General features: G+C 42.0%; 12 protein-coding genes. 2 read left to right on the plus strand and 10 right to left on the minus strand.

The genetic code is table 11. From position 1 onward, the window contains the following. Nucleotides 1–161 precede the first annotated feature (161 nt). Nucleotides 162–1,391: a transposase gene (locus QUA71_RS19655; RefSeq protein ID WP_333287520.1), complete on the minus strand. Its 1,230-nt coding sequence runs from the start codon at nt 1,389–1,391 to the stop codon at nt 162–164. A gap of 91 nt (nt 1,392–1,482) precedes the next feature. Between QUA71_RS19655 and QUA71_RS19660 the strand changes: the two genes are divergently transcribed. After that, nucleotides 1,483–2,490, plus strand: a complete 1,008-nt coding sequence (locus QUA71_RS19660; RefSeq protein WP_333287545.1) for a zinc-dependent alcohol dehydrogenase family protein — start codon at nt 1,483–1,485, stop codon at nt 2,488–2,490. 524 nt (nt 2,491–3,014) lie between these two features. On the opposite strand, the gene QUA71_RS19665 is transcribed toward QUA71_RS19660, so the two are convergent. Continuing rightward, nucleotides 3,015–4,688: an asparagine synthase-related protein gene (locus QUA71_RS19665; RefSeq protein WP_333287522.1), complete on the minus strand. Its 1,674-nt coding sequence runs from the start codon at nt 4,686–4,688 to the stop codon at nt 3,015–3,017. Between the two features lie 261 nt (nt 4,689–4,949). On the opposite strand from QUA71_RS19665, the gene QUA71_RS19670 reads away from it, so the two are divergent. Continuing rightward, entirely contained in the window at nt 4,950–6,383 is a 1,434-nt protein-coding gene (locus QUA71_RS19670; protein ID WP_333287524.1) for a site-specific integrase, read from the plus strand. 272 nt (nt 6,384–6,655) lie between these two features. Here QUA71_RS19670 and QUA71_RS19675 read toward each other — a convergent pair whose 3' ends face one another. The 8 genes from QUA71_RS19675 to QUA71_RS19710 all read right to left on the minus strand — a co-directional run bounded on the left by QUA71_RS19675 (nt 6,656) and on the right by QUA71_RS19710 (nt 11,993). Next, nucleotides 6,656–6,847: a hypothetical protein gene (locus QUA71_RS19675; RefSeq protein WP_333287526.1), complete on the minus strand. Its 192-nt coding sequence runs from the start codon at nt 6,845–6,847 to the stop codon at nt 6,656–6,658. Between the two features lie 350 nt (nt 6,848–7,197). After that, nucleotides 7,198–7,326: a hypothetical protein gene (locus tag QUA71_RS19680; protein WP_333287528.1), complete on the minus strand. Its 129-nt coding sequence runs from the start codon at nt 7,324–7,326 to the stop codon at nt 7,198–7,200. A gap of 35 nt (nt 7,327–7,361) precedes the next feature. Further along, nucleotides 7,362–8,651 carry a hypothetical protein gene (locus QUA71_RS19685; RefSeq protein ID WP_333287530.1) on the minus strand — a complete coding sequence of 430 codons (1,290 nt, stop codon included), beginning with the start codon at nt 8,649–8,651 and terminating at the stop codon, nt 7,362–7,364. Further along, the gene (locus tag QUA71_RS19690; RefSeq protein ID WP_333287531.1) at nt 8,615–9,133 is read right to left on the minus strand and encodes a hypothetical protein; all 519 of its coding nucleotides are present in this window, start codon (nt 9,131–9,133) and stop codon (nt 8,615–8,617) included. Before QUA71_RS19690 ends, QUA71_RS19685 begins: the two co-directional genes overlap by 37 nt. Before the next feature lie 2 nt (nt 9,134–9,135). Next, nucleotides 9,136–10,371: a hypothetical protein gene (locus QUA71_RS19695; RefSeq protein ID WP_333287533.1), complete on the minus strand. Its 1,236-nt coding sequence runs from the start codon at nt 10,369–10,371 to the stop codon at nt 9,136–9,138. Between the two features lie 134 nt (nt 10,372–10,505). Beyond that, a complete protein-coding gene (locus QUA71_RS19700; RefSeq protein ID WP_333287535.1) occupies nt 10,506–11,015 on the minus strand; it encodes a hypothetical protein in 510 nt (169 codons plus the stop codon). 31 nt (nt 11,016–11,046) lie between these two features. Then, entirely contained in the window at nt 11,047–11,613 is a 567-nt protein-coding gene (locus tag QUA71_RS19705; protein WP_333287537.1) for a transposase, read from the minus strand. Next, on the minus strand, nt 11,601–11,993 hold the full coding sequence (locus QUA71_RS19710; RefSeq protein WP_333287539.1) for a transposase: 393 nt from the start codon (nt 11,991–11,993) through the stop codon (nt 11,601–11,603). The genes QUA71_RS19705 and QUA71_RS19710 overlap by 13 nt, the downstream gene beginning before the upstream one ends. Nucleotides 11,994–12,081 lie beyond the last annotated feature (88 nt).

A 12,081-nucleotide genomic window follows, 5' to 3' on the forward strand; every position in this document is an offset into this window, starting at 1 on the left:
TCGACAATTGTTGTAGTTATCTGAAGCCAATCTATTTAAAAATAACTAAGTATCGCCACGGATGGGTAACGAATACAAGGTCAGATCGCCGTAAAGGCGACAAGAGAGTTAACCGTTCACAAAAAACCGGGCAATACTTGGCATTACCGAACTTTTTGTGGTTATTTTCGTACAGGATAAACCCGTACAGGTGAAATTGCAGACATATATATATGGTTGTGGCAGTCCTCTAAGGGTGAGTTTGCGTTTACTTTTATAATCATATTTAACGCTGCATTCACATCAGCATTAATCCGACTTTCATTGAAAAACCTAAACCACCCTCGTTTACCTCTCTTACTTTGGTAAGACTCTTGCTTACCTACAGGCTCTAAATCCCCAAACCTGCGCTTATTTGTATAAGATGCTTGTGTAACTATTACCTTGATACCGAATAACGCAGTTTTGTAAGTAATAAATTTTATGAGCTGGGTAGGAGAAATTACCACAAAATTCTTATGTTTTTTTTCTGATTTTCTATTTTGTTTAGCCCTCACATTTGTACCCCTAATTAACTGAATTATTTTCTCATCCACCAACCGCTTGGCAATCAAACTGCTGGTTTGATGAAGGTAGTTTTTTAATCGCTTGTTTCGATTAAAGGTGATTTGCTGGATTGGGCGCGTGGTAGATTTTCCCTGGTCAAGTTTTGACTGTAAAAATGGTCGGCGCTGATTGAAACCTTGATTAATTAATTTGAGATGTTTTTTATCATAGATAGGTGGAGTAAGTGTTGGCTTATTGGAGGCCCAAACTACGAGGTTATCAATCCCTAAATGTCTACCTTGTCTGAGGTGGTCATTTAAATCCACCAACGTTACAGGCTTTTGATTGGCAACATTAATAAAGTATATCGCTGCTGTAAAACCTCTCCTTACCTTGATTAAATTTGGAAATTTTGTAGAAATTATTATGTCATTTAGAGATAAATGAAGTAGTTCATTATTTTTGTCACCTCCCCTTTTGTCTAGCGATTGGTTATCATGAATGAACAATTTACCTCCCCAGATTTTATGTTGGTATTGGGGGAGGCTGGGGAGAAATGAAAATCGAGGTAGATTTCGGTCATAAGCTATTCTTGACTTTTGGCAATCCTCCCTATCGTGAAGAACTTGTTTGAGAACTTGATTGCTAATTTTAGCAAATGATTGAAAGCCATCTGTAGGTTTTAATATGGCAGATAACTGTCTGATAATTCTGGTACTACCAACTTTAGCTCCCGAAGGAAAAAAGTATTTTCTCATATAATATTTACCCTGATTGTAGAGATTTATCGACAGAATCGATAAGTCATCAAACTGTTTATAAAACTGATGCTGTCCATCTATGTAAGGCCTTTCAACAACAATCATAAATTTTGGGATAAACGAAAAGTTTTTTGTTGCTTTGCTAAGCAATATACAATAAAGTCTAGGGATTATCCGATCTAGTGTAACACCCATGATGAAAGCGATCGTTTTTCAAACGCCCGGAAGCCCGTCCGTATTGAAGCTGCAAGATATCCCCGCCCCTACTATACAAACAGAAACTGATGTTTTGGTACGCTTGCGAGCGGCGGGTATCAATCCGATCGATACTAAGTTGCGATCGCGCGGCACTTTTTACCCCGAGAGAACTCCTCACGTTTTGGGGTGCGACGGTGCTGGAGTCGTAGAGGCTGTCGGTGCTGGTGTGCAAAGTTTCCAAGTGGGAGACGAGGTTTTTTTCTGCAATGGCGGTTTGGGCGGGTCGATCGGTACTTATGCTGAGTTTGCCGTTGTAGACGAACGCTTTCTCGCCCTCAAGCCTGCTGCTTTAAGTTTTGTTGAGGCGGCGGCGGCACCGTTAGTTTTAATTACAGCTTGGGAATCGCTGTACGATCGAGGGCGCTTGCAAGCCGGCCAAAAAGTGCTGATTCAAGCTGGTGCCGGCGGTGTCGGCCACGTCGCGGTACAGTTGGCGAAGTTGCAAGGGGCAGAGGTTTGCACGACTGTCAGTTCTGAGGAAAAAGCCAATTTTGTCAAGCCCTTAGGTGCAGATTCAGTTATTTTATACAAAAATACCAATGTTGTCGATGAGGTTTTGACTTGGACTCAAGGACAAGGAGTTGATTTGGCTTTCGATACAGTCGGGGGAGAAACTTTTTACCAAACTATTCCGGCTGTGAAGATTTATGGAGATTTGGTAACCATTTTGGAACCCGATCCAGCTTTGGGCAATTTGAAAACAGCGAGAATGCGGAATCTGAGAATTAGTCTGGAATTAATGTTAACCCCGATGCTGGAAGGTTTGGTGGAGGAACAGGAACAGCAGGCTCATATTTTGCAGAAGTGTGCTCGTTTGTGCGATCGCAACTTGCTAAAAATTCACGTCAGCAAAACTTTCCCTCTCGAAGAAGCGCAAGCCGCTCACGAACTGTTAGAAACAGGCTCGGTAACCGGTAAAATAGTGCTTGAAATTGCGGCTGGTTAAAAATGCGGATGGTTAAATAAGAAATTCACAACTGATATCATGTCCGGTCGAGGAACCGCGCTTTTTGTAGCGCGGGTTCACCAAGAAGACCTGCCAATAATTGACAATCTCAAAAACTCGCCCCGAGCGGGATATTATGCTTAATCGATCGGACATGATATGAAATTCTTGGACAGAAAGGTGCAAAATCCTGGTTAATAATTTTGAGAGAGTTCTGGCTAATTCAACGACCAAGGTGAATCTTGGTTTTATATCAAATCCGTTGGCATCGGAATGATTGATCTGTCTCTTCCGTTTCTCTGTATCCTCTGCGCCCTCTGCGGTTTCATCATTCCAATACAACCGGAATTCATATTATTACGCTGATGATTAAAAGGCTGGCAGCCTAAAAAATGTCAAATCGGTTCTATAAACAAGAGCGAAAACCGCATAGGAAAAATGCCGCTGTCGATCGACAAATTTGGGCGTCAATTGCTGAAGTTGACACGACGAAAGGCACGGCGCCGTGTCCTAATTTTGGATAACTAACGGCGATTCACTTGTAACCAAATTTCCAGCGTCACCAGCAGCCACAGCTTCAGCCCATAGCGGGGAAAAACTTCCCCACGATAGTTTAGCCACTCGCGGATTAGTGTTCGATCGAGGTAAGGCGCGATCGCCGCATGACGATTCAGCAGCAACGATCGCGCTTGCCGCTGCCAATCCCTCAAAAACCACTGCTGCATCGACATCACCATCCCGCTTTTCGGACGGTTGACAATGACATCGGGCAGCAAATCCGCCACAGCAGCTTTGAGAACCGCTTTTTCCTGCGCGCCCGAAAGCTTATATTCTGGCGGAATTTGCAAACTTAGTGCCACCATCCGCGAATCAAACAAAGGCGATCGAGCTTTTAGTCCCGCCGCAGCCGTGAGATTATTTACCTTGGTCAAAATGTAATCGGCTCCTTTAAACTCAATGTTGAGCCGCATCAGCCGATTCAAAAACGTCGTTTCTGTCTGTTGCAATTCCTCAGCAAAGACGGAAGGCGCATTCTTCACCTTTTCCCAAACCTCCGGCTTCAGCAAACGCGGCAAATCCACATAACATTTTTGAAACGAAGTCAAGTAAGCTGCGATCGGATCGGCTTTAACCTGAATCGAACCATACAAACTATTCAGCAGCATCGGCTTATTTTTCGGCCCGCCAAAGCACGGATCGCCGCCTTCGCCATTCAGTACCACGTCTGCGAATTGCTTTGCCGATCGCCCCAGCAGCAAATTTGGCACCGTCAAGCCTTCCCCCACCGGATCGTCCATCGCCGCCAGCGTTTCCGGTAGCAACTCCCAAATTTGCTGCGGCGAAACTTCCAAAACGTGGTGCTCAGTGGCACAATGCGCTGCAACGATGTTGGCAAATTCAATCTCGCTGGGATATTGAGCGCCAAAGTGCATCGAGAAAGTGTGTACCGGACGATCGTGCAGCCTTGTGGCGATCGCCGTGACGCAACTTGAGTCAATCCCGCCCGAAAGATATGCTGCGACTGGTTCTCCCGCTGGTAGCGCTTCCTGCACCAGTTGTTCCAAAAGCGATCGCACTTGTTGGCTGTGCCATTCCAAAGGGCGATCGGCGTTAGTAATTTGCTCCTGTGGCTGCCAGTATCTCTGCGCCTCAACATCCGGTAAGTACAAGTAGCTACCGGGTCGCAACTCTCGCACCGCTTCCCACAGCGTTTGTGCTCCGGGTACAAACGCACAGCACAAGTAGTCGCGCAAAGCAACTAAATCAAGTTCTCGATCGTGATACGGATTGAGCGATCGCAGTCGAGGCGCGATCCAGCGAGTAGTTCCTGCACGGGTGTAATAAAGCGTTTTGGCTCCCACGCGATCGCGCCCCAGACACAAGGTTTGCTCGTCTCTATCCCACACGGCAAGGGCAAATTGTCCTGACAGCAAGCTCAGTGTTTTAGTACCGTACTGCTCCCACAGCCACGCGACGATCGCCAAATCGGTCAATCCATCTGTGTCAATCTGTTGTTTGAGCGTGGGGGTGCGATCGAAGCAGCAGTCACCTACCAGCACAAATCGCTGATTCGGGCTGAAGGTGGGTTCAGCTCCGATTATGGCAAAACCGGAAGTTTCCCAAGTTGCAGGGTGCGATCGGGCTGCGGGGCCCCAAGCAATGACCCAATTAGGGTAGATAGACTTCTGAGTCTGCATTTTAAATTAGACATCTCCCATAATTAATTATTGTGGAACAGGCATCTTGCCTGTTCAAAACAGGCAATTCTTGCGATGACTATTACATTAAAAAACGTCTGAAAGTAACTTATAAATCACTAACAATCGTGTTATAGTGTTTTGAAATGTAGCCGCCCAACCAAGGCGGCTACATCGAAAGATACAGACTAGAGCAAAAATCTAGAAACCGTCTAGAAAACCAGAACCTTGACAAACCAATAGTTTCAGGAGAAACAACCAATGAGAGCCGACAAACGTCCTCAATCAACTTGTGATGTGAAGGTATCCGCCGACGGTAATTCGTTGCGACTCGGGTTTCCGAAGCGTCACACCCCACTGTGGGAGATGTTAGATGGTAAATCACTGAAGGGTAAGCCCAAGTACATCTATCTGACCAAGCAAGGTTTCCGGGCTGACAACCCCGAGGACTGGAAGCGAGCGGCGCAAATTGCGATCGCAATCGAAGCCGACCTTGACCACCCAGAGTGGGAAAAGTTATTCGACAGAACCCTTGCTAAGTACGGACTGGGTGACGGTAAATATGCCAAGTTAGCAGACGTGCTCCAATTACCGGGAGCCAAGCAGCCAGAACCCGAAATTACTGTTGGGGAGATGTGGGAAGATTATCTGGAATGGAAACAAAGCCAATTAGAGCCAAGTACATTCCAAACAAAATTTGAAAGGGTATACACAAATGCTTTGAAAGGACTTGTTTGGAATAAAAAGAATCGAAAATATATCGACACGGAGAACGATATATGGACAGCAGCAATATCAAATAATATTGCTGAAAAGATTCTACTCATTCCTTTGTGTGACACGAATAAACACAGTTTATTACTCGCTCTTAACGAGGCATTTATTCGTGCTACACAACTTAACAAGTACAACCTTCCATCTGTTAACCCATTTTTTGAATTGTGGAAGAAAGCCAAACCCGACACCAGAGATAAATACAAATCAAAAATCACTGATGATGGATTAGTGATTGAATGGTGGCAGGTTCAAGATGCCAATGATGATGACCTTGAAAAGGATAGACGTGCTTTCACTAAAGAAGAACGTGACATCATCATTACAGCGTTTTACGAGTCTGACAAAGATTATGAACGTCAAATTGCACCATTAATTGAATTCTTGTTTTTAACAGGATGCCGTCCAGGTGAGGCATTTGCATTAAGGTGGCAAGATGTCATGTTTGAGCGTGGAATTATTCGTTTTAGTAAAAGTTATGCAGCGTCAACAAAGACAACGCAATGCACTAAAACTAAAACAATTAGAATGTTCCAACTCTATCCCCAACTAACAGACCTTTTGAACCGCATTAAGCCAGACAATTTTCACTCTGTTGACTTAGTGTTTCAAAATAAAAATGGTAAGTCATTTAACAGTGGGCTTCACGGTCAAGCGTGGCTAGGTTACAGTACAGGAGAAATAGGAGGAAGAAAGTATCACTATTCTGGCGTAGTTAAGCGCTTAGCAGACGAAGGGCAAATTTCTGGATATTTACCTCCGTATCATGCCCGTCATACTTACATTACCCTCACAGCACACGCCAACAAAGAGAATACTTCTGCATTAATGCTGTTAGCTCATGCTTGTGGCAACAGTGTAGAAGTGATTCTAGGACATTATTTAGGAGTTGATAAAAGTATCAAATTGATTCAAGTTTAACTCTCATAATTTACCCGTTGACCGCCCTTTTTAAGGGGCGGTTTTTTATTGGCGATCGCCCGGCCCGGGAATAGGAGATTTTCATTCACGTTGTGTGCATGATGTGAAGGAAATAAGGGAGTGCTAGTTAGTCTTTGCCTGCATTTTTTGGCGTAGCCGCCCAACCAAGGCGGCTACTTGGAGAAATGCCGTAAACAGCCACTAAAAAACCCGGTTGTTACACCGGGTAAACCCTAAAAGAACCTCGAATCAAGCCAATTGACAGGATAATCTTATTCTACAGCCGGAGGTGTAGGTTGCTCTGACATCCGCGCTACCAACTCTTGTAATTGGGACTGAGTGACACTTTCATCTGTTACGTCAAACCCGTTTTCCTCTTCTAATTTTGCGATACGTTCTGAAAGAATAGCGTCCCGTTGTACCAACATCTTAAAAGCCTCGATAATCAAGCTCCAAACGTTCATTTTAACTGTCCTTACGTACTGTGATGACGTATCAATCATAACACGCTCACTTTGTCTTAACGCGGTAAAAACTACGGCTTACACGGTAGAAGTAAAAATCAAGGTAGTAATTTATACTTTTAATTTTCGGTGCTAGTCTGTTTACCTTCATTTTCTGGCGTAGCCGCCCAACCAAGGCGGCTACTTGTAAAAAGGCACATCTAAACACCCATTGACTTCTTCTCTTTGAGGCGTTTAACCATGTCTCTTAATTCTGGCTTCATGTCGCTTTTCTTGGGATTGATACCCATCGCGTCTTTGACTAGAAAAATATCCAATGATTTAATTTTAAAAAGTTCATCTTTTTTTTTTTAAAACTCCTCTCGAATTGCGCCTTTGGCTGCTGCTTCCCTTCCTTGTTCTGTAGTTCTTTTGGGGGTAGTACCACTACTAGAACCTTTGCCACTTGACGTACTTCTACCACCGCTAGCTTTGACCATTTCTTAACACCTCATTTATAGATATTTGACCTGGTTTAAATTGCCATTTGACAATAGGGATGACACTTGGTTGTAACATATTGCCTAGCATTTTCTACTTGTGTATCTGTTTTTAAACCTGACACGTTAATTTTTTTAGGTTCTTTTTTTCCAAAACCTTTATGACCTTCAAAAATAGTAAAACAAACAGGAAGTTCTTCTGGTACGGGTACTGGTTCAAACCCGATCGCGTCTGCGACAAATTCAATTTTTCTACCATTTTCAGCAACGGCAGCCATCATTTGAACCATTTGCATCATAGCTGCTATCTCAAAGCGCTGCGTACTATTGCCGTCTGACATGGTTTCCGCCATCATTTCGTACATAGCGGATGCCCACGCTGTAGCATTAGCATTTTGCCACTCAGACCCTAGTGGCTTACTTTTAGGATTAATAATTAACCCATTAGCAAGCATCCGAAATAAAGCTTGTGTGATTGCATAGTAATCAACACAGTTGTCATTACCTTTGCCCCCAGGTACAAGGAAAGCGTTGCTAACGGGGAATTTATTTTTTTTAAGTTTCGCGATTCCAAGATACTTGTAAATTTCTTCTATTTTGTCGCAACAATTATTCATAGGCTTGAAAGTGGGTGGAGTATTTGGCAAAACAACAGGAACTAAAACAGAAGGTGGAGGCGTAATCGAAGGGTTTTTTGGGATAGGACTGCCAACAGGACAAATGACTGGATCTAGTCTTCTAAGATAAACTTTAAAATTATTAATAATTCCATGATGCCCTATCTGATTATCAATATAAAACGGAATATTGCGAGTGTACATCTCATAATCATACTCAAAATTTAATTCGGCTACCCATGAACCGGAAGTGCCACCTCCTTTTTTTGACCATGTAGAAAAGTGTTGATACCTTGTATATGTTGCATAACTGTACTTATTTACTACCCAATTACCAACACCAAAAGCCGTGTTAGCCATTTCTGGATTAAATGGATCGTAAACAACGGTTCCACCTGATACTGTTCCACCACTATCTGCGTACTTAGTCGCATATTCATAATCATCCGCAATAATTTTAATTCCTTCTAAAAATGGATAAGTTTTATTTTCTAAATCGACAAAATCAGGGTTACTTAAGTTGTTACCTATAATAAAAATTAATTCGTAACTACTTCCATCAGCACAAGTATATCCTAATGGTAAATTATTAGGATTACGATTAATAGAAGGTGTAGGATTTGCTGGTGGAGGCGTCGTTGCTACCTGTGCGTTTGAACTAGGCTCAAAAATTACACATAATTCACCGCCAGGGACTCCATAACACAAGGATAAGGTTTTTTTACCCCGTCTGGCGATGCTGTTACTTCCACTTTTGCGCCAGCAATTGATATGCTTCCGCCAATTCCTTTTTCGTCATCAATCGAAGCGCTACCACCAAAACCGCCAATATTAATGGCTGCGGCAGCACCTTGAATACTAATTTTACCTCGTTCATCATAGCCGACTTTTCCGCCAATATTCACTCCTAATTTACCTTTGGGTGAGCCTACATTAACACCTACTTCAAGAGTTTTATTATTTGCGTCCGCTTCAACTGTTAATCCTTGTTGACCGATTAAGTTGTCAATCCCTACAGTTAATTTGCCTTTTACTGTAATTCCCCCACCAGCGCCAATTTCGCGCTCTGCTGATGTGTTTAAACCCTGCAAAGGGTTTGTTGATTCTGTACTTTTTTTACCAGCATTAAAGCTCCCTCCCTCAGAGGGTTTTGATAAATTAGGTTCACTTTTTCTCAAGTTGGGTGGCATAATTAATTAGAATAAATAAGTAGAACAGTAAAAGGTTTAGACAATATGCTTGCAGAATTTCCAGCTTTATTTTTAATACTTATCCCGGTTGAACTTAAGAACCAAGAAAACTCGTAACCCGCTGCCTCTAAATAATTTGGACCGATATAAGCATTAGTAAGGTAGTTAACAATTACGTTACAGGCTATAACTTTTGTTCCGTCAATTCCATGTGCTATCGCTACCGCGTCGCCTTGTGTTGCGCTCGTTGTTCCTATCAATCTTTTAGTTCTTATCGCGACATCATTGCCAAGCGTAGTATAGCCAGGAAATCGAAGGTTGTTGACTGTATCTGTCAAGAATATGTTACTTGCAGCAGCGCTATAACTATCATTTAATCGACGCATGGTTACAACACCTGCGCTGCTTAATTCTAAGTCTACAAGCTTGCAATTACTTGGGGCAGCACTGGCACTTAACGATAAATAAGAATTGGCTCCCGTAGAAAATAAGGTTGCAGCCGTTCGGGCCGAATAACCCGATAAGCTTCCAACACCACTCGAAACTACTTCTTTTAAGAAAGATGTTATTTGCGAAAAGACTTTAAGACCGTTTACTATTTGGTCTTTGCTTGAAGATACAAGCTCAGTAATATTTTGCCAAGTGCGATCACCTCGGAGTAAAAAATCTGATTGTCCAGTAGCAGCACCAGATACCAACCCACTTGTGCCAGCAGTAGTCGAGGTGGCTGCCCCAAAAGGTTGTAAAAGCGTCTCTAATGCTGTTAAACGAGTATTAAAAATATCTGTATTGTTTTTTTTTTCAATTGTAATAGTTATCCCCAATTCAATTCCAATAAAATCATTGGCTTTTAACAATCCATTTCCATAGTCTATAAGTTGTACAGCGATACTATCGTTTTTCTCTAAAATTTTTACAGCATTTTGCGCTAAATATGGTCTAAGAATATCAAAATAATCTTCTCTTTCTCGATTGACTAATATTATTTCTGCACGTTTTCGCCACGTTCCAGTATTATTTTTTCTAATTAAAATTCTTAAACCTAATTTTTGTGATTTATTTTCAGATTGAGTAAATAAACTCATTTTTTCACGTTCTGACTCATCTCCATCAAATTCGGGGATAATGCCAGGTAAAAAACTTTTGAGGTTCATATTGCAGAACCAGGACTCTAGATAAACTCCGACTCGTTCGTCGGCATCAAAAGTCATGTCTCTAAGATGAGCAATTTCAATCACAGAATTTGCTACGTAAGATGAATCGAGGTCAACTGAAAAAGTCCGCGTTACTGTGTCCATATGCTTGCCTTATAGTGCTTTTTTACAAGTAGCCGCCTTGCTTGGGCGGCTATGCCAAAAAATGAAGGTAAAAACTAAGTCGTCACAACAAATTCATTGAATCCGTCAAGCGCCCCTTCCTTAAATCCTTCGAGAAAATTTCCCAAGTCCTCGTTAGTTTCGGTAATTTTTTCGATTTTATCGTCAATTTTTTGGTTAATTACAAATGATTGACCCTCTTGTAATCCCCAATTAGCAATTTTTTCATCAATCGATTTAATGCCCGTCCGAATATTTTCTCGTGCAAATTTTCGTAAATTCATATATCCAATCTTAAATGCGAGATTTCGGGCATACCTAATGAAAGCGTTAGCCAGGTTTGATAATTCGTCAATAATTTCTTCCGTGATATTGTTTCCCGTATCTTGTTCAGCTTGAATTGCTACCGCAGCAGCTCCCGTAATATTTATTTTTAATTTAGGGTTACTTTTCCCACCGCCTAAAAACATCCCAATAAGTAATCGTCCGACACTTTCGCCAAAAGTGTTCATAAATGAACTGTGAACGGCTTTTAATTCAGTAAGAATTGCATTGTCACTTTGCAACCAATCAACATTGATACAGCAGATTGCAAGTTTATAGATGACAGTAGCAGCATTTAGTAAACCAGTTTTTTAGATGTTGAGGATTTATTAAATCGAGGGCGACGGCAATTAATGTATCAATCATTTTTGGGGTAGTTGGAGAAAACTTACGCAGAAAAGACTTAAGTTGCGACCACCATAATTCAATGGGATTAAAATCGGGAGAATACGGTGATAAGTTAATAATACTTGCACCAACTGCTTGAATCATGGGTGCAATAGAAGCCATTTTATGTGCTGGTAGATTATCCATTACTACTACCGCTCCCACCCAAAGTTCCGGGACTAACAACTTTTCGATAAACACTTCAAATGCCTTGCCATCCATTGAGTCATTTATCGTCATTAATGCCAGCACTTTTTTAATACTAATAGCTCCAATTGCTGTGATTTTTGCACCCCGATAAAATGGTTTTAAATCAGATACTCTCGTACCGTGAGGTGAGCGAGCATAATTTCTAGTTAAACCTAGTAAAACCCCCATTTCATCCAGAAAAACCAGGTTCTCGGGAGCTATATTCTTCACTTTTTCCCAATATTCTCCTCTTAATTTTTGCACCCGGTCTGTCGCCGCTTGACTACTGAGTAGCGTCTTTTTTTTTGAGTTAGTCCCAGCCTTTTTAATTCTCGGCACATGGTACTAGGACTTATCCATTGCCCATACATACTACCCCAGTATTCACAATATTCTGACAAGGTGCTATCCGGATATTTTTCTACCAGAGCAACCAGTTCATCTGAGTATCCATTTAACTCACTTTTGAGACTTCCACCCTGACGGAGGGGTTGGATATCTCCTGTAGTTTGCTTGCGTTTTAGTAGCCGTTCAACAAAAGATTTACTGACATCAAATCTGATAGCTAGTTTTCTAATTGATGTGTTACCCTGTTCATAAGCTTTGACTACTTTTTCTCGCAGCTCGATCGGTAATGGTTTCATTACTGCTATTGGTTAGAGTCGATAGGGGCATTTCTACCCCTACCTCTCCTTCAGAACCGGACGTGAAACTTTCGATTCATCCGGCTCC

Source organism: Microcoleus sp. MON1_C5, assembly GCF_036701875.1.
Lineage (GTDB): Bacteria > Cyanobacteriota > Cyanobacteriia > Cyanobacteriales > Microcoleaceae > Microcoleus.

Bases quoted from the DNA above. Each gene is read 5' to 3' on its own strand.
- QUA71_RS19660 (WP_333287545.1), top strand. From the start codon at position 1,483: ATGAAAGCGATCGTTTTTCAAACGCCCGGAAGCCCGTCCGTATTGAAG.
- QUA71_RS19710 (WP_333287539.1), bottom strand. From the start codon at position 11,993: ATGAAACCATTACCGATCGAGCTGCGAGAAAAAGTAGTCAAAGCTTAT.
- QUA71_RS19680 (WP_333287528.1), bottom strand. From the start codon at position 7,326: ATGGTCAAAGCTAGCGGTGGTAGAAGTACGTCAAGTGGCAAAGGTTCT.
- QUA71_RS19690 (WP_333287531.1), bottom strand. From the start codon at position 9,133: ATGCCACCCAACTTGAGAAAAAGTGAACCTAATTTATCAAAACCCTCT.
- QUA71_RS19675 (WP_333287526.1), bottom strand. From the start codon at position 6,847: ATGAACGTTTGGAGCTTGATTATCGAGGCTTTTAAGATGTTGGTACAA.
- QUA71_RS19670 (WP_333287524.1), top strand. From the start codon at position 4,950: ATGAGAGCCGACAAACGTCCTCAATCAACTTGTGATGTGAAGGTATCC.
- QUA71_RS19655 (WP_333287520.1), bottom strand. From the start codon at position 1,391: ATGATTGTTGTTGAAAGGCCTTACATAGATGGACAGCATCAGTTTTAT.
- QUA71_RS19665 (WP_333287522.1), bottom strand. From the start codon at position 4,688: ATGCAGACTCAGAAGTCTATCTACCCTAATTGGGTCATTGCTTGGGGC.